The 23,644-nt window shown below is 65.5% G+C and carries 21 protein-coding genes and 1 tRNA gene; 14 read left to right on the top strand and 8 right to left on the bottom strand.

Annotated features, from left to right (window positions below; genetic code table 11):
- Positions 1–45 precede the first annotated feature (45 nt).
- Positions 46–1,023, top strand: a complete 978-nt coding sequence (locus MJO58_RS21720; protein WP_239720914.1) for a class I SAM-dependent methyltransferase — start codon at positions 46–48, stop codon at positions 1,021–1,023.
- An 87-nt stretch (positions 1,024–1,110) separates the two neighbouring features.
- On the opposite strand, the gene MJO58_RS21725 is transcribed toward MJO58_RS21720, so the two are convergent.
- Positions 1,111–1,184, bottom strand: a tRNA-Leu gene (locus MJO58_RS21725).
- 357 nt (positions 1,185–1,541) lie between these two features.
- Between MJO58_RS21725 and MJO58_RS21730 the strand changes: the two genes are divergently transcribed.
- The 6 genes from MJO58_RS21730 to MJO58_RS21755 all read left to right on the top strand — a co-directional run bounded on the left by MJO58_RS21730 (position 1,542) and on the right by MJO58_RS21755 (position 7,014).
- Entirely contained in the window at positions 1,542–2,474 is a 933-nt protein-coding gene (locus tag MJO58_RS21730) for a PE family protein (RefSeq protein ID WP_090605824.1), read from the top strand.
- A gap of 53 nt (positions 2,475–2,527) precedes the next feature.
- Entirely contained in the window at positions 2,528–3,703 is a 1,176-nt protein-coding gene (locus MJO58_RS21735; RefSeq protein WP_090605827.1) for a PPE family protein, SVP subgroup, read from the top strand.
- 141 nt (positions 3,704–3,844) lie between these two features.
- Positions 3,845–4,141 (top strand): WXG100 family type VII secretion target, encoded by a 297-nt coding sequence (locus MJO58_RS21740; protein ID WP_090602180.1) that lies wholly within the window; start codon positions 3,845–3,847, stop codon positions 4,139–4,141.
- Positions 4,142–4,189: 48 nt separating this feature from the next.
- Positions 4,190–4,474 carry a WXG100 family type VII secretion target gene (locus MJO58_RS21745; protein WP_036469090.1) on the top strand — a complete coding sequence of 95 codons (285 nt, stop codon included), beginning with the start codon at positions 4,190–4,192 and terminating at the stop codon, positions 4,472–4,474.
- Positions 4,475–4,735: 261 nt separating this feature from the next.
- Positions 4,736–5,512, top strand: coding sequence for a response regulator transcription factor (locus MJO58_RS21750; protein ID WP_090605832.1), 777 nt, complete (start codon positions 4,736–4,738; stop codon positions 5,510–5,512).
- On the top strand, positions 5,509–7,014 hold the full coding sequence (locus MJO58_RS21755; RefSeq protein ID WP_239720915.1) for a sensor histidine kinase: 1,506 nt from the start codon (positions 5,509–5,511) through the stop codon (positions 7,012–7,014). Before MJO58_RS21750 ends, MJO58_RS21755 begins: the two co-directional genes overlap by 4 nt.
- A gap of 136 nt (positions 7,015–7,150) precedes the next feature.
- On the opposite strand, the gene MJO58_RS21760 is transcribed toward MJO58_RS21755, so the two are convergent.
- A complete protein-coding gene (locus MJO58_RS21760) occupies positions 7,151–7,720 on the bottom strand; it encodes a DUF6611 family protein (protein WP_239720916.1) in 570 nt (189 codons plus the stop codon).
- Between MJO58_RS21760 and MJO58_RS21765 the strand changes: the two genes are divergently transcribed.
- From MJO58_RS21765 to MJO58_RS21795, 7 genes are all read left to right on the top strand, one after another.
- Positions 7,691–9,280 carry a DUF2254 domain-containing protein gene (locus MJO58_RS21765; RefSeq protein ID WP_239720918.1) on the top strand — a complete coding sequence of 530 codons (1,590 nt, stop codon included), beginning with the start codon at positions 7,691–7,693 and terminating at the stop codon, positions 9,278–9,280. The genes MJO58_RS21760 and MJO58_RS21765 overlap by 30 nt on opposite strands.
- A 232-nt stretch (positions 9,281–9,512) precedes the next feature.
- Complete coding sequence (locus tag MJO58_RS21770; RefSeq protein WP_175364301.1) at positions 9,513–9,656, top strand: hypothetical protein; 144 nt, start codon at positions 9,513–9,515, stop codon at positions 9,654–9,656.
- An 85-nt stretch (positions 9,657–9,741) separates the two neighbouring features.
- On the top strand, positions 9,742–11,412 hold the full coding sequence (gene kdpA / locus MJO58_RS21775; protein ID WP_090605840.1) for a potassium-transporting ATPase subunit KdpA: 1,671 nt from the start codon (positions 9,742–9,744) through the stop codon (positions 11,410–11,412).
- Positions 11,412–13,559, top strand: coding sequence for a potassium-transporting ATPase subunit KdpB (gene kdpB, locus MJO58_RS21780; protein ID WP_090605843.1), 2,148 nt, complete (start codon positions 11,412–11,414; stop codon positions 13,557–13,559). Before kdpA ends, kdpB begins: the two co-directional genes overlap by 1 nt.
- Before the next feature lies 1 nt (position 13,560).
- Positions 13,561–14,484 (top strand): potassium-transporting ATPase subunit C, encoded by a 924-nt coding sequence (locus MJO58_RS21785; protein WP_090605845.1) that lies wholly within the window; start codon positions 13,561–13,563, stop codon positions 14,482–14,484.
- Positions 14,485–14,496: 12 nt separating this feature from the next.
- Entirely contained in the window at positions 14,497–17,076 is a 2,580-nt protein-coding gene (locus MJO58_RS21790; RefSeq protein WP_090605847.1) for a sensor histidine kinase, read from the top strand.
- A gap of 61 nt (positions 17,077–17,137) precedes the next feature.
- Positions 17,138–17,818, top strand: a complete 681-nt coding sequence (locus MJO58_RS21795) for a response regulator (protein WP_090605850.1) — start codon at positions 17,138–17,140, stop codon at positions 17,816–17,818.
- A gap of 111 nt (positions 17,819–17,929) precedes the next feature.
- On the opposite strand, the gene MJO58_RS21800 is transcribed toward MJO58_RS21795, so the two are convergent.
- The 6 genes from MJO58_RS21800 to MJO58_RS21825 all read right to left on the bottom strand — a co-directional run bounded on the left by MJO58_RS21800 (position 17,930) and on the right by MJO58_RS21825 (position 23,628).
- Complete coding sequence (locus tag MJO58_RS21800) at positions 17,930–18,871, bottom strand: Ppx/GppA phosphatase family protein (RefSeq protein WP_090605853.1); 942 nt, start codon at positions 18,869–18,871, stop codon at positions 17,930–17,932.
- Complete coding sequence (locus tag MJO58_RS21805) at positions 18,862–19,353, bottom strand: DUF501 domain-containing protein (RefSeq protein WP_090605856.1); 492 nt, start codon at positions 19,351–19,353, stop codon at positions 18,862–18,864. Before MJO58_RS21805 ends, MJO58_RS21800 begins: the two co-directional genes overlap by 10 nt.
- Positions 19,346–20,044, bottom strand: coding sequence for an FtsB family cell division protein (locus tag MJO58_RS21810; RefSeq protein ID WP_090605858.1), 699 nt, complete (start codon positions 20,042–20,044; stop codon positions 19,346–19,348). Before MJO58_RS21810 ends, MJO58_RS21805 begins: the two co-directional genes overlap by 8 nt.
- Before the next feature lie 35 nt (positions 20,045–20,079).
- The gene (gene eno, locus MJO58_RS21815; protein ID WP_239720919.1) at positions 20,080–21,369 is read right to left on the bottom strand and encodes a phosphopyruvate hydratase; all 1,290 of its coding nucleotides are present in this window, start codon (positions 21,367–21,369) and stop codon (positions 20,080–20,082) included.
- An 88-nt stretch (positions 21,370–21,457) separates the two neighbouring features.
- A complete protein-coding gene (locus tag MJO58_RS21820; RefSeq protein WP_090609559.1) occupies positions 21,458–22,189 on the bottom strand; it encodes a lytic transglycosylase domain-containing protein in 732 nt (243 codons plus the stop codon).
- Positions 22,190–22,458: 269 nt separating this feature from the next.
- Complete coding sequence (locus MJO58_RS21825) at positions 22,459–23,628, bottom strand: nucleoside triphosphate pyrophosphohydrolase (protein WP_090605865.1); 1,170 nt, start codon at positions 23,626–23,628, stop codon at positions 22,459–22,461.
- Between the last annotated feature and the right edge of the window lie 16 nt (positions 23,629–23,644).

Below are 23,644 nucleotides of genomic sequence, written 5' to 3' on the forward strand. Positions count from 1 at the left end.
AGACGATTTCGCTTCCTGCGGATGGTCGCGAGCTAAGGTTGATCGGTGCTTGCCCTGGACACGATGGTCCGCGAAAAGCTGTTCATCTGTCCGCGCTGCGCTGGCGCGGTGCTCTCCGACGCCGGTTCCTGGCGATGCAGCAACACGTCCTGCAGATACGCCGAAGTGCCGTTCCCGACCGTCTCCGGGGTGCCGGCCCTCGTCGACTTCGAGCACAGCGTGGTCGACGCCGATCGGTTGCAGGCTTCTCAGGGCGCCTCCGATATCGCCCGGTCCGGGCTTAACCGCACACTGCGTGCGCTGGTACACCCCGCCAACACCGTCGCTGCGGCCAGCGTCGACCGGATGCTCGAGTTACTCCGGGCCGACGCTGCCGCGACCGGGCGACGCGCGCGGGTTCTCGTGATCGGGGGCGGTTCCCAGGGCGACGGCTTGGCGAAGCTCTACGGCGACCCGGATGTCGATCTCATCGCCTTTGATATCTACGCCAGCCCGATCGTGCAATTCGTCGCCGACGGTCACGCGATCCCGCTGGCCGACGCCTCCGTCGATGGCGTGGTCGTCCAGGCGGTGCTTCAGTATGTGCTCGAGCCGACGGTAGTCGCGAAGGAGATCCACCGGGTGCTGCGTGGCCGAGGAATCGTGTACGCCGACTCGCCGTTCATCCAGCAGGTCTCCGAGGGCCCTTACGATTTGACCCGTTTCACCGATAGCGGGCACCGCTATTTATTCCGCAGATTCGAACGCATTGACTCCGGATGTGTGGCCGGGCCCGGCACCGCTTTGCGTTGGTCGATCGACTATTTCGTCCGGGCGCTGACCCGCTCCCGCCGGCTTGGCAGGCTCGCGGTGCTCTGCTTTTTCTGGCTCAGCTGGATCGACCGCATCCTCGACCCGAGACACGCAATCGACGGGGCCAGCAGCGTGTTCTTCCTCGGCCGCAAAAGCGACGTCTCGATCACCGGGGCCGACATCATCGATTACTACCAGGGTGCGATGTCTGAGATCCACGGTCGAACCTGACGAACGGGCGCCGCGGCGACGGCGGTTGCACGTTCAGCTACGGTCCGGCGGCGTGGGCGAGCGCCCGGAACCACGCTCCAATTTCCGTGCCCCCAGTCGGACTCGAACCGACACTGGGCGGATTTTAAGTCCGCTGCCTCTGCCAATTGGGCTATGGGGGCCCCGGCGGCGAATCTAGCGCGCGAGACCCGATTGGCAACCACCGCGTCCCCCGAATTCGGCCAACTCCAGAGCGTGCGTGCCGGGTGCACTTCGCGTAAGATCCGCGCGCCGCGCTACTTACAGCTAATCGGCCCTTTGCGTCAGGTGACACCGCCGTGTCGACCGCCAGGACCCTGTTAAAACTGCCTGCGTCGTCGTTAAGACGCCGTAAACGCCCGTCACCCGCGCCCTTTCGATCGGGAACTTAGGCATCGGGGAAATTAGCCTTACGCCAGTACTCAGGGGCTGGTACGCAAACACTCAGGGTCGGTCCAAGGTTTCGGGTCGACGAGTTTCGAACACTAGAGGAGTAATGGATGTCATTCCTGACAACAGTGACTGAAGAGTTGCTTGCCGCGCAGGGGCAGCTGGAAGCGATCAATGCCAACCTTGCGGCGCAGAATGCCGGCGCCGCGGCCGCGACCACGGTTGTCGCTCCGGCCGGCGCCGATGCGGTGTCGCTGCAGCAGGCGGCGCTTTTCTCGGCGTTCGGCACCACCTACCAGACGACCGCCGCGGAAGCTCAGACCCAGCTGGAAACGTATACGACCAACCTGGGCACCAGCTCCACCAGCTACAGCGACACCGAGGCCAACAACGCGGCATCGGCCCTGCTTCAGTCCGCCGACCCCTCGCAATTCAGCCTGCTTGCAGATCCTGTTTCGCAGGTTCAGGCGGCCGGCCCCGGCAGCACCGGCCTCGACATTCTGCAGTACCTCCTGGGTGGCACCGGTAACTTCACCAACTCGGCGATGCTCGGCGGCATGTTCGGCCTCTCCAGCAACAGTGCCAACATCTTGAACATCGGTGCCGGCAACTGGGCTTCGGCCGCATCGAACCTCGTCGGTATGGCCGGTGGTGGTCTGCTCCCAGCCGGTAGCGACACGATCGGCGACGCGGCCGCGGCGGCGGGCGCCGCGGACCTGGCCGCCTCGACCACCCCGATGCCAGCAGGCATGGGCGGCGGTGCCGCGATGCCGGTGGTCGCCGGCATCGGCCAGGGCACCCTGGTCGGCAATCTGGCGGTACCGCCGAGTTGGGTCGGCGGTCAGGTCACTCCGGTGGTCGGGACCACCGCCACGCCACTGCACACCGTGGGCTGGACCTCCGCCGCGCCAGCGGCCGGCACCGGCACGCCGATCGCCGGCATGCCCGGCATGGTCACCGGCGCGGGACGCGCTTCCAGCGGCTTCGGTGCGCCGCGATACGGCGTCAAGCCGATCGTCATGCCGAAATCGACTGCCGTCTAGCGCTTTCACGGTTAACCACCAAGCGAATTCTTCGAACAGGAGCGAATACAAAAATGGTTATGGACTTTGCAGCACTACCTCCGGAGATCACCTCGACGCTCGTGTGGAGCGGCCCCGGCTCGGCGCCGCTGATGGCTGCCGCGACCGCGTACGCCAACCTGGCCGCCGAGGTGAGCACCACGGCAACCTCATGGGAGTCGATCATCTCGCTGCTGACCACCGAGGCGTGGACGGGTGGTGGGTCGGCCGCGGCAGCCACCGCGGCGCAGCCGATCGTGACCTACCTAACCGACACGGCGACCGCACTCGAGCAGGCGAGCTCCGCTGCGGCATCGTCGGCGGCGGCGTTCGAGGCCGCTCACGCGGGGGTGGTCAACCCCGCGCTGGTCTTCACCAACCGCGCGGAATTTACGGCCGCACTCGCCGGGCTCCCCTTCACCCTTCCGCAGGTGACGGAATTGGAGATGGAGTACTCCGAGATGTGGGTCCAAGACGCCACCGCAATGAGCGCGTACCAGGCGGCCAGTGACGCGGCCGCCGGGATGCTGCAGCCGGTGACCCCGCTGGCCTCCACCGTGGACCCGGCCGTGCAAGCCGCCGACGCCCCGGTCCAAGCGGCGGACTTGGCAGCACCCCAGGCGCTGCAAGCACTCGATCTGAGCTCGCTGACCGACGCGCTGCAACTTCCGTTTACCAGCAACAACCTGCTGCAGTCGATCGACGGCTTCCTCGGCACGCCTTCTGTGCTGAACGCCATCAACGGTGCGGTCAACACCGCGGCCTGGTTCACCATGATCACCATTCCGACCGCGGTGTCGCTGGGCCACGTTCTTGCCGGCGCCGCCGTGCCGGCGGCCGCGGTCAGCGACGTGGTGCCGGCCGGTGCGGGCGGCGTCATCGAGGGCGCCGTGGTCAGCTCGGTGTCACCGATGGCGGGTGCGGGAGGCCTGGGCAGCGCAGCGACGGCGAGCCTCGGTGGGGCGCAGACCGTAAGCCGTCTCTCGGTGCCGGCCAGTTGGGCGGCAAACGCTGCCCCGGCGACGGAGTTGGCGGCCGCGACCGCCCCGATCGAGGGATCGGGCTGGACCGCCGCCACCGAGGAAGCCTCGGTCATGGGCGCGCCCGGCATGCCCGGCATGGTGGCCGGAGCCAAGGGCGCCGGTGCCTTCGGCTCGGGTCCGCGGTACGGCTTCAAGCCGATCGTCATGCCCAAGCAGGTTGTCGTGTGACGGCCAAAATCAGGGACCACATGTAACTCGCCCGAGGCTGGCAGTTAACCGCTGCGCCGTAATCTATCCGCTGCGCGGCTACCACCGCGCCAAGACTTCCACCTACCGAAGGCATCACCCGAAAATAAGGAGAAAGGCAACATGGCAACACGTTTTATGACCGACCCGCACGCGATGCGTGCGATGGCGGGCCGTTTTGAGATGCACGCGCAGACGGTGTCGGACGAGGCTCGCAAGATGTGGGCGTCGTCGATGAACATCGCCGGTGCGGGCTGGAGCGGTCAGGCTCAGGCCACGTCGTACGACACGATGGGTCAGATGAACCAGGCGTTCAACAACATTGTCAACATGCTCCACGGCGTGCGTGACGGACTGATCCGTGACGCCAACAACTACGAGACGCAAGAGCAGGCCTCGCAGCAAGCCCTCGGCCACTAGCCGCGAAAACTACTGGATCCCAAAACTTTTCATTCAGGAGGATAGACGATGTCGATCAATTACCAGTTCGGAGATGTGGACGCGCACGGTGCCCTCATCCGCGCGCAGGCCGCTTCGTTGGAGGCCGAGCACCAGGCCATCGTGCGTGATGTGCTGGCTGCCGGTGACTTCTGGGGTGGCGCCGGTTCGGTGGCGTGCCAGGAGTTCATCACCCAGTTGGGTCGCAACTTCCAGGTGATCTACGAGCAGGCCAATCAGCACGGGCAGAAGGTGCAGACCGCGGGCAACAACATGGCCAGCACCGACAGCGCCGTCGGGTCCAGCTGGGCCTGACACACCCTTCGCTTCACCCGGGGCCGCACACCAATCGGTGTGCGGCCCCGTTGTATGTGCGCCATGGAACCCCCGCGCGCCTCGCGCTGTGTCGTTGCCGCCGGATTGGCCGGCCCGTGTGATCGGGTCGACGAAATTCGTTGAAGCACAACGCCGTTCGGCACCACGTCAGCGCCGCACTTGAACCCCGGACTCGGTAAGATTTGAGAAGTCTATGAACTCCGTGACAAGCGCTTATGCGCTTTGCGAGAATTCGAGGACATGACCGCCGTAACCTCCGGATACGCGGGTAGCCAGCGCCCCCGTCAAGCCATCCTTGGACAGCTGCCGAGGATCTATCGCGCCGACGGTTCACCGATCCGGGTTTTGCTGGTGGACGACGAGCCGGCGCTCACCAACCTCGTCAAAATGGCCCTGCACTACGAGGGCTGGGTGGTGGAGATCGCCCACAACGGACGTGAAGCACTGGCCAAGTTCGACCGGGTGACGCCGGATGTGCTCGTCCTCGACATCATGCTGCCGGACATGGATGGCCTGCGCATTCTGCAGCGGATCCGTGAATCCGACGTCTACACCCCGACGCTGTTCTTGACCGCACGCGATTCGGTGATGGACCGGGTCACCGGCCTGACCGCCGGCGCCGACGACTACATGACCAAGCCGTTCAGCCTCGAGGAGCTGGTCGCACGTCTTCGCGGGTTGCTGCGCCGGTCGAGCCAGCTGTCCCCGCCGGCCGCCGAAGCGCTGAAGGTCGGCGATCTTCGGCTGGACACCGCCAGCCGCGAAGTCACCCGCGACGGCACGCCGATATCGCTGTCGTCGACCGAGTTCGAATTGCTGCGTTTCCTGATGCGCAATCCGCGCCGTGCGCTGAGCCGCACCGAAATCCTGGACCGTGTCTGGAACTACGACTTCGCGGGGCGCACCAGCATTGTCGATCTGTACATCTCGTATCTACGAAAGAAAATCGACTCCGGCCGGGAGCCGATGATCCACACCGTGCGAGGTGTTGGATACATGCTGCGACCCCTGGAATGACGGGCCGGCGCAATACCCCTTTCTGGTTGCCCCGGTCGCTGCGCCGCCAATTACTGATAGGCGTATTAGCCGTTGTTACAGTGGTTTTGGTGTCTGTCGGCGTGGTCTCGGTGCTCAGCCTGCGCGGCTACGTCACCGCGATCAGCGACGCCGATGTCGCCGAATCGCTCGATGCGCTGAGCAACTCCTACACCCGATACCGAAACGGCGAGCACACCTCGGCGCACCGCCGCACTCCGCCGGTGGACCAGGCGATGCTGGAATTCACCGGACAAACACCGGGCAACCTGATCGCCGTGGTGCACAACCGCACCGTGATCGGGTCTGCGGTGTTCTCCGAAGACGAGCCAAAACCCGCGCCGCCCGACGTGATTCACGCGATCGAATCGCTGTCCTGGACCGACGCGCCGCCCAGGACCGTACGGCTCGGCAGCCTGGGCGCCTATCGCGTCGATAGCAGGCGCGAGGGATCCGATCTGCTGATCGTCGGGATGTCGGTGAAACTGGCCGACCAGATCATGGCCCGCAAGTACATCACCACCAGCCTGCTGATCGCGGCCGCCCTGGTGATCACCGCCGGGCTCACCGTCTGGGTGGTCGGCTACACACTTCGCCCGCTGCGCCGGGTCGCGGCGACCGCCGCGGAAGTCGCGGCAATGCCGCTCACCGGCGACGACCACCGGATCAGCGTGCGGGTCCGGCAGGAAGACACCGACCCCGACAACGAGGTCGGCATCGTCGGGCACACATTGAACCGGTTGCTGGACAACGTGGATAGCGCCCTGGCGCATCGCGTCGACTCCGACATGCGGATGCGGCAATTCCTCACCGACGCCAGCCACGAGCTGCGAACGCCGCTGGCGGCGATTCAGGGCTACGCGGAGCTGACCCGCCAGGACAGCTCGGCGCTACCGCCGACCACCGAGTACGCGCTGGCGCGCATCGAGTCCGAGGCACAGCGGATGTCCCTGCTCGTCGAGGAGCTGCTGCTGCTCTCGCGCCTGGGCGAGGGTGAGGACCTGCAGAACGAAGACGTGGACCTGGCCGAACTGGTCGTCAACGCGGTGAACGACGCAGCGGTCGCGGCGCCGACGCACACGTGGCTCAAAGACCTGCCCGAAGGCCCGGTCTGGGTGCGCGGCGACCACGCCCGGCTGCATCAAGCTGTCAGCAATCTGCACAGCAACGCCCGCCTGCACACGCCGCCCGGCGTCACGGTCACCACCGCAATCACCTACCACCGCAGCGATTCCGGCGCACCGCACGCGGAGTTGACCGTTGCCGATGACGGTCCCGGCATCGACGCGGATCTGCTCCCCCGGCTCTTCGAACGATTCGTCCGCGCGAACACCTCCCGATCCGACGGGTCGGGCATCGGGCTGGGCCTGGCCATCGTCAGTTCGATCGTCAAAGCCCATCACGGCTCGGTCAGTGCCGAATCCGCGCACAGCCGAACGGTGTTCCGGATGCGGCTGCCGATGATCGACGGTCCGAGCGCTTAGCCCGCGGCCAGTCTGGGTGTGCTCTCGCCGAGAGTGCGCTGGCGCTGCCGTGAAATTCGCTGTGCCACTTGCATTTCGAGAACGGCGAACACGGCCACTCCGCACGCAGGCGGGCACGGGAGTCCGCGACCGCACCTCAGACTTGGATCGCTGCGAGACGCTCGTAGGCTTCCCGCCAAATCCCCTCATGCTCGCCCGACGAGATCGCACCCACCTTGAGCAACCGGTCGGCGCGGGTCAACATGGTGGCCAAGCTCAGACCCTCGACGTACCTATTTAGTTCGCAACCGTCGGCGGCTTGGGGCATCAGGGCGATCGACACAGACCTGACCTGCACGCGAGTGGGTCCGGCCGTCAGGAAAAGCACAGCGCCGATGGTTACGTAGCAGCCGACGGCGAACGCCAGCACGGTGTCGGGCGAGGCCGCGACCTCGCCGAGCACCACCATGGCGATCAACCCGAGGGCAGCGCCACTTATCGGCCATCCCCGCCATAGCCGCGCCAATTGCCGATCGGCGACGCTGCTTCCGGGCGGATAGACGACCAACTGAAAGCGTTGCACCCCATATCGTCCGACCGTGGCAACAAACGATCCCCACGGGTGGGCGCCCTCGAGCAGTCGCGACCACCGTCCCCGCGCGGAAAGTTCCGTGCGGGTCGGCGGGGCCATGCCGGGTTGAGCAACTCGGTCGCGCGTGTCGTGCATGAAGCCAGATTGACGCCTTCGGCCCAAAGCGGGCTTTGGTCCAAACAGCATCCATACGATCGCTGTCCAAATCTTTACGGAACATTTTCGACCGGCGAACCCGGCCCGCGTTGCCCACCGGGACTTGCGCTTATCAGGGCTGGTCAGTTAGATAACCGCCGTGATAGAACGCTGCGCCGTGCGTTTGCCAGCGGCTGTGCCGATGTGATGCTAAGCCCCCGTCTGGTATGGCCGGAGTGGCGTCGAGAAGAGCTGCGCACCAATTTGTGGTTGGTTCCGGCGATGGTGACACTCGTTGCGCTCGGCCTTTTCACCCTGACGCTGTGGTTGGACCGGGCCACGTACCGGGGTGAAATCCGGCCGCCGGCATGGGTGATCAGCGGCACCGCCGATGCAGCGCGTCAGATATTGACCGCTATTGCGGCCTCGGTGATCACCGTCGTCGGCATCGTTTTTTCAATCACCATCGTGACGTTGACGCTGGCGTCGACGCAGTTCGGTCCGCGGATGCTACGAAACTTCATCCGCGACCGCGGCACCCAGCTCACGCTGGGAGCATTCGTGGCGACGTTCGTGTACTGCATTGTGACGCTCGTTTCGATCGGACCCGGAGATAACGGCGACTTCGTGCCCCACATCTCGATCACGACTGCTTTCGGCCTGGTTCTGATCGATGTCATGGTCCTGATCTATTTCATTCACCACATCGCCACCCAAATCCAGCTGCCCCAAGTGATTGCCGGCATCGCCAGAGATCTGGCCCGAGCCGTGGCGGTACAGAGTGAAGACCGACCGGAATTCGCGACCCGAGACCCTGCGCTAGGTCCTACGCTCGACGAGCTGCTCAGCAGAATTGAAACCGCCGGCACCGTCATACCCACTCCCAAAAGCGGTTACCTGCAATTCATCCGGCATCAGACGCTGGTACGCGTCGCCGCCCAGGCCGACGCGGTGATCCGGCTGCCTTATCGCCCGGGGCACTTTTTGGTCGAAGGCCGTGAGCTGGCCAGCGTATGGCCCGAGACCGCCGCCGAGCGGGTGGCCGACTACCTGGCGCGGGCTCAGGCAACCGGACCGCATCGCACCCTGACACAGGATGTCGCCTTCGGCGTCGACCAGCTCGTCGAAATCGCGATTCGAGCACTGTCTCCGGCCGTCAACGACACCTTCACCGCACTCACATGCATCGACTGGCTCGGCGACTGCTTGTGCAAAATTGCTCCGATATGGGCGCCAACTCAAGTTCATCGCGACCGCCGCGGCGTCATTCGCGTCATCTCCGATCAAGTCAGCTACGAGCGGCTGGTGCAACGATCGTTCGAGAAGATCCGGCAGGCCGGCCGCGGCATGCCGGCGGTGATGGTCCGTCAGCTCGATGCGTTAACGACGATCATGGCGCAAACGACCGACCCGCAGCGCGCCCAAGTCCTGACGGATCAGGCGGCCATGATTCAGCGTTCGAATGTGGAATCGGTTTCCGAACAGTCTGACCGCGCTGACGTCGAACGCCGTTACGTCGCCTTACTCGCCCTTCACGAAAAGCTTTGTCGCGAACCGTGATTGGTCGAGACGAATCCGACGTCGAGGCTCGGTATCACGGCGGTCGCGCGGGGAGAGGTCTGCCGGGCTCTGGGGCAGCGATCACACGCCCGAACGGAGCCATCTGGTTCGAACATACTGGCGTAAAGAAATCGCAAAGGTGCACTGCGGCGCCGTTAGGAAAGCATCAACCAATGGCCCTATCGGACTGGCCCCGATTAATTTCAAGCTGACCTTGCCTCCGAGGACTGCGGTGTGGCTGACTCGATGGGGTCCTTTCGTATGCACGCGTTCGGCGCGGAACGGAGACAAGATGGGCGTGTTGGCATTCGTCGTGCTCACGGTGGCGGTGTTCGCCGTGTTAGGCCTGGTGCAGAAGTTGGTCGAGCGGCTGTGAACTACGAAAATGTGGTCGGTCTAGTACTTTCCATCGTTCTCGCCCTGTTTCTCGGATGCGCCCTGCTGTTCCCGGAGAGGTTCTAGTGAGCACAACGTCCGCGGGGATCGTCTTTCTCATCGCTCTCGTCGCGGCCCTGGTTGCGGTGCATGTGCCGTTGGGCGACTACATGTTTCGGGTCTACTCTGCGGAGAAGGACTCCTCCGTCGAGCGGGTGATCTACCGGCTGATCGGCGTCGACTCACGCTCCGAGCAGACCTGGGGCGCCTACGCCCGAAGCGTCTTGGCATTCTCGTCGATCAGCATCCTCTTCTTGTTCGTATTCCAGCTCGTGCAGGGCAAATTGCCTTTGCACCTACATGATCCGGCTACCAAAATGACGCCGGCGCTGGCCTGGAACACCGCCGTCAGCTTCGTCACCAACACCAACTGGCAGGCCTACTCCGGGGAATCAACACAGGGTCATCTGGTGCAAATGGCGGGACTGGCGGTACAGAACTTCGTCTCGGCCGCCGTCGGCATCGCAGTAGCGGTTGCGCTGGTGCGCGGCTTCGCCCGGAGGCGCACCGGTGATCTGGGAAACTTCTGGGTCGACCTGGTCCGCGGCACGCTGCGCATCCTGCTGCCGATCGCGGTCATCGGGGCGATTGTGTTGATCGCGGGCGGGGCGATCGAGAACTTCCACCTCAACGACCAGGTTGTCAACACACTTGCCGGTACCCCACAGACCATCACCGGCGGCCCAGTGGCCAGCCAGGAAGTCATCAAAGAGCTGGGCACCAACGGGGGCGGCTTCTACAACGCCAACTCCGCGCACCCCTTCGAAAACCCGAATCCGTGGACGAACTGGCTCGAGATTTTCCTGCTACTGATGATCAGCTTTTCGTTGCCGCGCACGTTCGGACGCATGGTGGGCAGCACCAAGCAGGGCTACGCGATCGCCTCGGTCATGGGGACGCTGTACCTCATCAGCGTGTCGCTCATGCTGTGGTTCCAATTGCAGCATCACGGCACGGTACCGACCGCGACCGGTGCGGCGATGGAAGGTGTCGAGCAACGGTTCGGCATCGCCGACTCGGCCGTATTTGCCGACTCGACAACGCTGACCTCTACCGGTGCCGTCGACTCGTTCCACGACTCGTACACCAGCCTCGGCGGGATGATGGCGCTGTTCAATATGCAGCTCGGTGAGGTCGCTCCCGGCGGCACCGGCTCCGGCCTGTACGGCATGTTGATTTTGGCCGTGATCACCGTCTTCGTTGCCGGCCTGATGGTCGGGCGGACTCCGGAATACCTCGGCAAGAAGATCAACCCGCGCGAAATCAAGCTGGCGGCAAGCTATTTCCTGGTCACACCGCTGATCGTGCTGACCGGCACGGCGATTGCGATGGCGCTGCCGGGCGAACGCGCCGGCATGCTGAACACGGGCCCGCACGGGCTGTCGGAGGTCTTGTACGCGTTCACTTCCGCCGCCAACAACAACGGGTCCGCATTCGCGGGGATCAGCGTCAACACCAACTGGTACAACACCGCCCTCGGACTGGCGATGGTCTTTGGCAGGTTCCTGCCGATCGTGTTGGTACTCGCCTTGGCCGGGTCGCTAGCCAAGCAGGGCAGCACGCCGGAATCGGCGGGAACGCTTCCCACCCACCGGCCACAGTTCGTCGGCATGGTCGCCGGCGTCACGTTGATCCTTGTTGCCCTCACTTTCCTGCCCATGCTCGCGCTCGGGCCTCTCGCTGAAGGAATCCATTGATGACCGCGACCGTCGATTCGGCTGCGCCGACGCAGCCCTCACCCTCGCCCAACAAAAAACGGGTGCAGGGCGGCCTGCTCGACCCGAAGATGTTGTGGAAGTCAACGCCGGATGCGTTGCGCAAACTCGACCCGCGCACGCTGTGGCGCAACCCGGTGATGTTCATCGTTGAAATCGGCGCCGCCTGGAGCACCGTGTTGGCGATCATCAGCCCGACCTGGTTCGCGTGGTTAACCGTGGTTTGGCTATGGCTGACCGTGGTTTTTGCCAATGTCGCGGAAGCGGTGGCCGAAGGACGCGGTAAAGCTCAGGCCGAAACGCTGCGCCGAGCAAAAACCCAGACGATGGCCCGGCGGCTCAAGAATTGGGAAGCCGGCACGCCTGGAGTCGAGGAAGAGGTCGCCGCACCGCTGCTGCAGCAGGGCGATGTCGTCGTCGTCGAGGCCGGCCAAGTCATACCGGGCGACGGCGACGTCGTGGAAGGCATTGCATCGGTTGACGAATCGGCGATCACCGGTGAGTCGGCGCCCGTGATCCGGGAGTCCGGGGGCGACCGTTCGGCGGTCACCGGTGGCACCACCGTGCTGAGCGACCGGATCGTCGTAAAAATCACCCAAAAGCCTGGGGAAAGCTTCATCGACCGGATGATCGCGCTCGTCGAGGGCGCCAACCGGCAGAAAACCCCCAATGAGATCGCCCTGAACATCCTGCTTGCCGCGTTGACGATCATCTTCGTCTTTGCCGTCGCGACCCTGCAACCGCTCGCGATCTACTCCAAGATGAACAATCCCGGCGTCCCAAATACCGAGGCGCTCAACACAAATGGCGTTACCGGGATCGTGATGGTATCGCTATTGGTTTGTCTGATACCCACGACAATCGGCGCACTTCTGTCCGCCATCGGCATCGCCGGCATGGACCGGCTGGTTCAGCGCAACGTGTTGGCAATGTCCGGGCGGGCGGTGGAAGCTGCGGGCGACGTGAACACCCTGCTGCTCGACAAGACGGGCACCATCACGTTAGGCAATCGCCAAGCAGCTGCCTTCATCCCGCTCGACGGCGTCACCGATGAGCAGCTTGCCGATGCCGCGCAGTTGTCCAGCCTGGCCGACGAAACACCGGAAGGTCGCTCGGTCGTCGTCTTCGCCAAACAACACTTCGGGCTGCGCGCGCGCACCCCGGGCGAGCTAGCCCATGCCCAATGGGTGGAATTCTCAGCGACAACCCGGATGTCGGGTGTCGACCTCGACGGGCACCAATTACGCAAGGGCGCGGCCAGCTCGGTCTCGGAATGGGTGCGCAATCAAGGCGGCACGGTGTCGCACCAGCTCGGCGAGATCGTTGACGGGATCTCTGCCGGCGGCGGCACCCCCTTGGTCGTCGGTGAGATCCGCGACGGCGAGGCCGCAGTGCTGGGAGTCATCCACCTCAAAGACGTTGTCAAGCAAGGCATGCGGGATCGCTTCGACGAGATGCGCAAGATGGGCATCCGAACGGTGATGATCACCGGCGACAACCCGTTGACTGCCAAGGCGATTGCAGACGAGGCCGGTGTCGACGACTTCCTCGCCGAAGCCACGCCCGAGGACAAACTGGCGCTGATCAAGCGCGAACAAGCCGGCGGCAAACTGGTCGCGATGACCGGTGACGGCACCAATGACGCCCCGGCCCTGGCCCAGGCCGACGTGGGCGTGGCGATGAACACCGGCACCTCGGCCGCCAAAGAAGCCGGCAACATGGTCGATCTCGACTCAGACCCAACGAAACTCATCGAGATCGTCGAGATCGGTAAGCAGCTGCTGATCACTCGCGGCGCATTGACGACGTTCTCAATCGCCAACGACATCGCGAAGTACTTCGCGATCATCCCGGCCATGTTTGTAGGGCTGTTTCCCGGTCTAGATCTGATCAACATCATGCGGCTGCACAGCCCGCAGTCGGCGATCCTGTCCGCGGTGATTTTCAATGCGGTCGTGATCGTGGCGCTGATCCCGCTGTCGCTGCGGGGTGTGCGCTACACGCCGAGCAGCGCGTCAAAGCTGTTGAGCCGCAACCTCTATATCTACGGGCTCGGCGGAATCATCGCACCGTTCGTCGGGATCAAGCTGATAGACCTCGTTATCCAATTCGTCCCGGGGATGTCCTGACATGAAGTTTTCAAATTTCGTCCGCGTGCACTGGGCCGCCTTTCGTGCACTGCTGGTGCTGACCGTGATCACCGGCTTGGCGTATCCCGTGTTCATCTGGCTGGTCGCGCAGATCCCCGGATTGCACGACAAGGCGGAGGGATCGATTCTCACCGTGAACGGCAAGCCGATCGGCAGCCGGCTGATCGGTCAACTGTTCACCGACAAGGACGGCAACGCACTGCCGCAGTACTTCCAGAGCCGACCGTCGGCGGCCGGCACCGGGTACGACCCGACGTCGACGAGCGCGAGCAACCTCGGGCCGGAAAGCATCGTCGACACACCGGCCGACCCAGCGCAATTGGCGGCGGGGAAGTCCGCATCGGACGCAGGCTTCAAGCCGAGCCTGCTGACACAGGTGTGCACGCGTAGCGCTACCGTGGGCCAGCTGGAGGGTGTGGACGGTTCGCGTCCGTTCTGCACCGGCGGCGGAGTGGGCGCGGTGCTCTCCGTGATCGGCTCTCGCGACGCACGCGGAAACGTCACTCACCCCACCCAAGTGATCAGCGTCAACGAGCCGTGCCAGACGACGCAGACGCCGTTCCTCACCAGCTACCAGGGCGTGCGGGTGCAGTGCGCGAAGTACGGCGAGGACTACTCGATCGGCCAGATCGTGCCCATCCGTGGGGCCGCACCCGCCAACCCCTCCGTACCCGCCGATGCGGTCACCGCCAGCGGTAGTGGGCTCGACCCAGACATCTCGCCGGCCTACGCCGACATCCAGGTCGCCCGGGTGGCCAGGACTCGCCATGTCAGCCCCGATCAGATCAAGTCGGTCCTGGCTCAGTACCGCAGCGGCCGTGACCTTGGATTCTTCGGAGAGCCCACGGTGAACGTGTTGCAGCTCAACCTCCAACTCGACCGCAAATATCCGGTATCGAGCTGACGGCTTAGGGGGATGATGGTTGACGTGAGCGACGTCTCCCTCAAAGACCACCATCCCAAGCGCGGGGAGCTACGCATCTATCTCGGTGCGGCTCCGGGCGTCGGCAAGACGTACGCCATGCTCGGCGAGGCACACCGGCGCCTGGAACGCGGCACCGATCTGGTTGCCGCCGTGGTGGAGACCCATGGCCGCCGCAAGACGGCGGAGATGATCGAAGGCATCGAAACCATCCCGCCGCGGTACATCGAATACCGGGGCAGCACCTTCCCCGAACTCGACGTGCCCGCCGTGCTGGCACGTCATCCGCAGGTCGTGCTGGTCGACGAACTCGCCCACACCAATACACCGGGCAGCAAGAACCAGAAACGTTGGCAGGACGTCGAGGAACTTCTCGACGCCGGGATCAGCGTGATCTCCACGGTCAACATTCAGCACCTGGAAAGCCTCAACGACGTCGTCGCCCAGATCACCGGTATCGAACAGAAGGAGACGATCCCGGATTCGATCGTCCGCGAGGCCGCGCAGGTCGAGCTCATCGATATCACGCCGGAGGCGCTGCGGCGCAGGCTTTCCCACGGCAATGTCTATGCCCCCGAACGTATCGACGCCGCGCTGTCGAACTACTTTCGCCGCGGAAATCTCACGGCCCTCAGGGAATTAGCGCTGTTGTGGCTGGCCGACCAGGTGGATACCGCCCTGGCAAAGTACCGCGCGGAGAACAAGATCACCGATATGTGGGAGGCACGCGAGCGCGTCGTCGTGGCGGTCACCGGTGGTCCGGAATCGGAAACGTTGGTTCGGCGAGCATCTCGCATCGCGTCGAAATCCAGCGCCGAGTTGATGGTTGTGCATGTTATCCGGGGCGACGGGCTGGCCGGCCTGTCCGAGACCCGGATGCACAAGATCCGCGAACTGGCCAACAGCCTGGACGCGTCGGTGCACACCGTGATCGGTGACGACGTGCCTACGGCGCTATTGGATTTCGCCCGCGAGATGAACGCCACCCAGTTGGTGATCGGCACCTCGCGACGGTCCCGATGGGCCCGCATCTTCGAGGAGGGTATCGGCACGACCGTCGTCCAGCAGTCGGGCAAGATCGACGTGCACATCGTCACCCACGACGAATCCAAGCGGGGTTTTCATTTCGCGTCGTTTGCCCCTCGCGAGCGACGCATCGTGTCCTGGCTGGCCGCAATCATCGTGCCGTCGCTCATTTGCGCCGTCACGGTGACGATGCTGGACCCCTATCTGGACACCGGCGGGGAAAGCGCGCTGTTCTTCGTCGGAGTCCTGCTGGTGGGCTTGCTGGGAGGTGTTGCCCCGGCGGCCCTTTCGGCGGTGCTGTCCGGACTGCTGCTGAATTACTTCCTGATTGCTCCGCGGCACAGTTTCACGATCGCCGAACCCAACAGTGCCATCACCGAATTGGTGCTGTTGCTGATCGCTGTCGCGGTCGCGGTGCTCGTCGACTTCGCCGCCAAACGCACCCGCGAAGCCCGACTGGCGGCTCAAGAGGCCGAGCTGCTGACGCTGTTCGCGGGTTCGGTGCTGCGCGGCGCGGACCTCGAGACGCTGCTGGAACGGGTGCGCGAGACCTACTCCCAGCGCGCGGTGAGCATGCTGCGCGAGCCCAGCGAGGAAGACCGCGCCGCCGGCAAGAAGAGCTACATCGTCGCCTGCGTGGGCAAAGATCCTTGTGTGACAGTCGATTCCGCGGATACCGCGATCGAGGTCGGTGACGACGAATTCTGGATGCTGATGGCGGGACGCAAGCTGTCCGCCCGCGACCGCAGGGTGCTGACCGCGGTTGCCAAGCAGGCCGCCGGCCTGATCCGTCAGGGCGAGCTGGCCGAGGAGGCCAGCCGAACTGAGGCGGTCGTGCGCGCCGACGAGCTGCGGCGCTCGCTGCTCTCCGCGGTCAGCCATGACTTGCGGACACCGCTGGCGGCGGCCAAGGTCGCGGTGTCCAGTCTGCGCGCCGAAGACGTCGCCTTCTCCGCCGAGGACACCGCCGAATTACTGGCCACCATCGAGGAATCCATCGACCAGCTGACCGCCTTGGTCGGAAACCTGCTTGATTCTTCGCGTCTGGCAGCGGGCGTGGTCTGCCCGGACCTGCGTACGGTCTATCTTGAGGAATCCGTGCAGCGTGCGCTGGTCAGTATCGGCAAGGGCGCCACCGGCTTCTACCGATCCGCGATCGACCGCGTCAAGGTCGACGTGGGCGATGCGGTGGCGATGGCCGATCCCGGGCTGCTGGAACGGGTGCTTGCCAACCTGATCGACAACGCGCTGCGTTACGCGCCCAACTGCGTGGTTCGGGTCAACGCCGGGCGGGTCGGCGATCGGGTGCTGATCAATGTGATCGACGAAGGCCCTGGAATCCCGCATGGGGCCGAAGATCAGATCTTCGAGGCATTCCAGCGGCTGGGCGATCACGACAACACCACCGGTGTGGGACTGGGGATGTCGGTGGCGCGCGGCTTCGTCGAAGCCATGGGAGGCAGCATCGCGGCCGGCGACACTCCTGGGGGTGGACTCACCGTCGTCGTAGAATTGGCTGCACCGCCGCAACCGATTGGTGTCCGATGACCCGCTCCGGCAACGATGCAGTGGGGGCATCGCCCGCTTGCGGGGGAGAGGAGCGGCGCCGATGACCAGAGTCTTGGTGATCGACGACGAGCCGCACATCTTGCGCGCGCTGCGCATCAACTTGTCGGTGCGCGGCTACGAGGTCGTCACCGCGGCGACCGGTGCCGGCGCCCTGCGCGCCGCGGCCGAACACAAACCCGACGTGGTGATCCTCGATCTCGGCCTGCCCGATATCTCGGGCATCGAGGTGCTCGCCGGTCTGCGCGGGTGGCTGACGGTACCGGTGATCGTGTTGTCCGCGCGCACCGATTCTTCCGACAAGGTCGAGGCGCTGGACGCCGGGGCTGACGACTACGTCACGAAACCCTTTGGGATGGACGAGTTTCTGGCTCGACTGCGGGCAGCGGTGCGCCGCAATGCCGCGGCCTCCGAGTTGGACGAGCCGGTGGTGGAAACCGACGCGTTCACCGTCGACCTGGCCGCCAAGAAGGTCACCAAGAGCGGCGCCGAGGTGCACCTCACCCCGACCGAATGGGGCATGCTCGAGGTGCTGGTGCGCAATCGCGGGAAGCTGGTCGGCCGCGAGGAATTGCTCAAAGAGGTGTGGGGGCCAGCGTACGCCACCGAAACCCATTACCTGCGTGTGTATCTCGCTCAGTTGCGACGCAAACTCGAAGACGACCCGTCGCATCCCAAGCACCTGCTGACCGAATCCGGCATGGGCTACCGCTTCGAGGCCTGAGTGCGCTGTGGGCGTCTGAGTGCGCTGTGGGCGTTGAGTGTGCGCTTAGGACGGCGACACGCCGGGCCCGGCCGCCGTGGACGCACACTCAACGGCGTTAGCGCACAGCTGCTACGCGATCGACAGCACGATGCCGTCGAGGATGTCATGCTCGCTGACGGTCAGCTCGTCGATGCCGGCCCGGGCGCGAAACTCACGGGCCAGCTCCTGCACCACGATCGCGCCGCCCCCGATCACATCGGCGCGGCCCTGGTGCATCGGCGGCAGCGCGACGCGCTGTGCTTTGGTCATGCCGATCAGCTTCTCGCACACCGACACCAAGTCGTCGCCGTTGACCCGCGAAAGATGAATGGCCGCAGCATCATACGTCGTCATGTTGTGTGCCAGCGCCGACAGCGTAGTCATCGTACCGGCCAGCCCGACCCAGGTCCGGGCTGCCTCGACGGGCACGGACCGCAGCGCGGGCCCCAGCCGCTCGCGCACGAACGCACGCGCCGCATCCACTTCCGCAGCCGTCGGCGGGTCGGAGTGCAGGCAGCGTTCGGTCAGCCGGACACAGCCGATGTCGGCCGAGTAGCTCGCGATCACCTGGTCTGCGCCCAGCACGATCTCTGTCGAGCCGCCGCCCAAGTCGACGACAACGAAAGGCCCACGGGCGCTATCTAATTCACCGACCGCGCCGCGGAACGACAGCTCGGCCTCTTCGGCTCCGGTGATCACCTGGGCGACAGTGCCGGGCAGCACCCCGCCCAGCACCTCGGCGGTCATCGCGAAGAAGTCGTCGCGGTTGCTGACGTCGCGAGCGGCCGAGGTGGCAACCATCCGAACCCGCTCGACGCCATGGGCTTTCATCAGCTCCGCATAGTCGACGAGCGCGATCCTGGCCCGCTCGATCGCCTCCGGCGCGAACTGGCCCGTGGCGTCGACACCCTGACCCAACCGCACGATCCGGGTCTCGCGGTGCACGTCACGCAGCTGCCCGTCGAAGACGTCGGCGATCAGCAACCGAATCGAGTTGGTGCCGCAGTCGACACCGGCGGCTCTCAGTGCCACAACGCACCGTCCAGGACCGTGGCCATGGCCGGCTCGGCGGCCAGCAACGCGACCGCCTCGTCGCCGAGCGGATTGACCCCGGGTCCCTTGGCCAACGAATGCGCGATCAGCACATGCAGGCATTTGACCCGGTCCGGCATACCGCCGCCGGAGAACGTCGTCCCGAGCGGTTCGATCGCGTCGCGCTCGGCCAGATACGACTCGTGCGCGCGCCGATAAGCGGCGGCCAACTCGGGATCCGTGCCCAGCCGCTCGGTCATATCCCGCATCAGTCCCGTCGTCTCCAGCCTGCTCGCCGCGGCGGTGAGCGCCGGGTGCGTCAGGTAGTACAGCGTCGGAAACGGTGTTCCGTCAGGAAGTTTCGGCGCGGTCTTCACCACACCGGGCTCGCCGCTGGGGCACCGATAGGCGATTGCCAGCACACCGCGCGGCTCGCGACCGAGTTGGCGTGCCACCGCTTCCAGGTCGACACGATCAACCACCGGGAGTCGTGGGCTTCGGTGATTCCGGCGGCGGCGCGGGCTGGCCTGGTTCGGGCGGCGAGGGCGCTCCAGCGTTGGCCGGCGGCAGGTGCGGCGCGTCGGCGATGGTGTGCCACAACGAGGAGTACCACGGCGCATTGCTCGACGGCTTCGCCGTCTCGGCGCCCGGCTGGGGGGACGCGGACGCGCCGGGCGGAAGCTGGACCTGGAACGGCGTGTCCCCCGGCATCACGAACCCCAGGCGCTCACGGGCCTGCGCGGCGATATAGGCCGGATCGCCGAGCTTGACCTTCTTCTGTTCGAGGTCCGCGATCTGACGGCGCAGCGCCGCTTCACTGGCGTTCAGCTGGGCCATCTCGGTGCGCTGCGCGAAATAGGTGCGCACCGGTCCCGCGATCGTCAACGTCAGCACGCAGACCACGGCGGCCAGCACCGCCGCGCGCCGGGCGGTGAAACCGAGCCGCTGCTCGGATCGTTGCTCGACGGACTCGGCGATCTGCCGCTTGATGGGTTCGACGATGTGCTCGGCCGTCGTGCGGGCAGCGGCGGCGTCCTGCGCGAGTTTCGACGTGCGCGACGACGGCTTGGACGACGGTTTGGCGGCCCGACCCCGCCGGACCGAATCGCCGGCTTTCCCCGGGCGCGACGCCGGAGAGCGGCGCTTCGGGTCTGGCCGTTTCGCGTCGGGCATCGGACGCCTAGTCGCGTTTCCCGTTGACTGTCAAGCTATTTCATATCCAGTGCGTAGCGCGGGAAGGCCAGATCGCCGGCGTAGCGGGCGGCGTCGCCGAGGGCTTCCTCGATGCGCAGCAGCTGGTTGTACTTGGCGACCCGCTCGCTGCGGGCCGGCGCCCCGGTCTTGATCTGCCCGCTGCCGACGGCGACCGCCAGGTCGGCGATCGTGGTGTCCTCGGTCTCGCCGCTGCGGTGGCTCATCATCGTGCGATACCCGCTGTGGTGAGCCAGCGCGACCGCGTCCAGCGTCTCGGTCAGCGTGCCGATCTGGTTCACCTTGACCAGCAGCGCGTTGGCGGCGCCGCGTTCGATGCCTTCTTCGAGGCGCTCCGGGTTGGTGACGAACAGGTCGTCTCCGACGATCTGGACGCGGTCACCGATGGCTGTGGTCAACGCCACCCATCCGTCCCAGTCGTCCTCGGAAAGCGGATCCTCGAGGGAAACCAGCGGGTAAGTGTCGAGCAGGCTCGCGTAAAACTCGGACATCTGCTCGGCGCTGCGGGTCTCTTTCTCGAAGCTGTAACCCTCACCCTCAGTGAAGAATTCGGTGGCCGCCACATCGAGTGCCAGGGCCACGTCGGATCCCGCCTTGAAGCCGGTCGCTTCGATCGCCGACAGGATCAGGTCGAGCGCCGCCTTGGTGCCCGCAACGTCGGGCGCGAAGCCGCCCTCGTCACCCAGCCCGGTGCTCAGGCCCTGCTTCTTGAGCACCGACTTCAGCGAGTGGTACACCTCGGCGCCCCAGCGCAGCGCTTCCTTGAAGCTCGGTGCACCGATCGGCGCGACCATGAACTCCTGGACGTCGACCCCGGTATCGGCGTGGGCGCCGCCGTTGAGGATGTTCATCATCGGCACCGGCAGGATGTGCGCGTTCGGCCCGCCGAGGTAGCGGAACAGCGGCAGCTCGGCCGAATCGGCGGCGGCCTTGGCGACGGCCAGCGACACACCCAGGATGGAGTTGGCGCCGAGCCGGGACTTGTCCGGGGTGCCGTCCAGATCCACCAGCGCCTGGTCGACCAGCCGCTGGTCGTCGGCGGCCAGTCCGATCACGGCCGGGCCGATCTCGTCGAGCACGGCCTGCACGGCTTTGTCCACGCCCTTGCCGCCGTAGCGCTCGCCGCCGTCGCGCAATTCGACGGCCTCGTGCTCGCCGGTCGACGCGCCGGACGGCACCGCCGCGCGGGCAAAGGTTCCATCGATCAGGGCTACCTCGACTTCGACGGTCGGGTTACCGCGGGAATCGAGGATCTCGCGGGCCCCGACCTGCTCGATAATCGGCACTAGGATCTCCTTGCCTCAACGTGTCTGCTAGCTGATGCCTGCCCCGGGCCGGCCTTCAGCCTAAAGCCTGGGTCGGTGATTCATCCTTCTACAGCGGGTGACCCGCCGCGTAGGCGGTCGCCCAGTCCCGGACGGCGCGCGCGTAGACGCCCGAGTTGTTGTAGGCGCGCAGCGCGGTGACCCAGCCGCGGGCCGTCGCGAGATCCTTTCCGCGCCAACATAAGTACCCCGCCGCCGCCAGGGCGGCGTCGTCGATGTTGTCCGGGCTCAGCCGGCCGTCATTGTGGGCGTCCACCCCGTACAACCTCCAGGTCTCCGGAATGAACTGCATCGGTCCCATCGCGCGGGCTATCGCAGGCTGGCTGTCCGTGGTGTCTTGCGCGGCGTCGACAATGCGCAGGTTGCCACCGCTGCCGTCTAGCTGAACACCCCGGATGGGTGGATTGACATCCCCGTTGGGCGACAGCGTGGCGCCGCGATAGGTGCCGTGGTGGCTCTCGACCTGCCCGATGCCGGCCAGCGTGGTCCACGCGATGTGGCACTTGGGGTTTTCGACCTCGGCGACCCGGGCCGCGTACGCGTACGCCTCCAACGCGATGAGCGGGATCTCCAGGGCCGCGGCACGGGGTCGCGCCCAGTCCCGCAACTGGTCTGCGGGCCGGCCGCTGGCGTGAGTGTTCACCGCGGGCACCGGGTCCCCGAATGGCGGCGGCACGCCGGAGGGGATGAAGAGGCTGAGTTGCCAGGTGCAGCTGGAGGCCATGAGCATCGCGGTCGCGCCTATCACGGCGGACGCCCGCAACCAACGCCTCGGCGACACCACATTCCCCTTAACTTCCCCTACACCAACGTCACCCAATGATTATCGTCCCATGACCTATCGCCGTAACCGGTCGCGTTGAGCCGGCAAATGCGGTTTCAGCCGATTTCTCACTTAGCTGCCGCTCGCCTTGGCTAGCAAAGGGCAAACAATGCCGACCACCGGGATTCACCAACTCACAAGCCACATTACCCGGGTGACCACGGAAAACGGCAAACGTCGCGGCGATCGCTGGTCGGCAAAATCTGCGAGCACGGTGTAAACCGGCATCAGCCTCGGTCTCGGCTCCGCTTGGTGGCTTTGCCGGACTTCTTGGATCCCTTGCCGCTCTCGTCGTCCGTCTCGGCGTCCTGGGGCCCGTCGTCTGCGGACTCGTCGTCATCTTCGGACTCGTCGTCCCCGTCGTCTTCCGACTCGTCGTCCTCGTCGTCTTCCTCGTCCGCTGCCTCGAAACCCTCGTCCGTCTCGTCCGCTGCCTCGGGCTCGAGTTCGTCGGCCACCCCGGATGGCCAGTGCTCGCGCCACTCCTCCTCGGTGACCTCGCCCAGCGGGGCCACGTCGAACTCTTCGGGCACGCTGTCCCCGCGGCGCGTGGCGGCGATCGAGCGCTCGACCGCGCGCACCATGTCCACGAATTCCAAAACTGTTGTGCGCAGCACACTTTCCGCGTCGATATCCGTCGACACCGAGATAGAGGTGATGTCGGCGGGAATCAGATCGGCGGGCAAGCCGGCAGCATGAGCGCGCTGAATCACCTTCTGCGCCAGCGCTAACGCCGGCTGGCCGGTATGGACGTCGTCCATCACCGAATTGCGGGGTTTCTCAGCGGCTTTGCGCTCTTCCCATTGGGCCAGTTGCTCTTCCAGCGAAATCGTTTGGCCTGCGAGTACTCCCGGCACACGGTTACCCAGCTTTCGCATCAGCGTGGTGGCAACGTCGTCGATGTCGAACGGGAACTGCCGCGCCTCCTCGGCGATGCGGGCGTGGAAGAGCACCTGCAGCAATACATCGCCGAGCTCTTCGCACAGCGCCTCGGCGTTGCCGCTGCGGACCGCGTCCAGCAGCTCGTAAGTCTCCTCCAGCAGGAACCGGCGCAGCGAGTCGTGGGTTTGCTCGCTTTCCCACGGCCCGGCGGTGCGCAGTTTGTCCATCATCGCGACGGCGTCGACGAGACGTTCACCGCGCGGCGTGTCCGGCGCCGAGATCAGCCGAGCGCCGGCGGCGAGCCGCGCGATCACGGCGGGGTGCTCGGGGTCCGACGACAGCAACACCGGCGCCGGATCATCGGGGCCCCCGGTGTCCACCGGGCGCGCGGAGGACAGCGACCAGGGCACCGCGACGGGCATCTCCTCGGTGTACTGGATCTCACCGGTCAGGTACTCGATCGCCTCGACGGGCACCAGCGACGGCCGGCGGGGGTCGAACAACACGACGATCACGGGCGCCGTCCCTCCT

This window comes from Mycobacterium lentiflavum (assembly GCF_022374895.2).
In the GTDB taxonomy this organism is placed as follows: domain Bacteria; phylum Actinomycetota; class Actinomycetes; order Mycobacteriales; family Mycobacteriaceae; genus Mycobacterium; species Mycobacterium lentiflavum.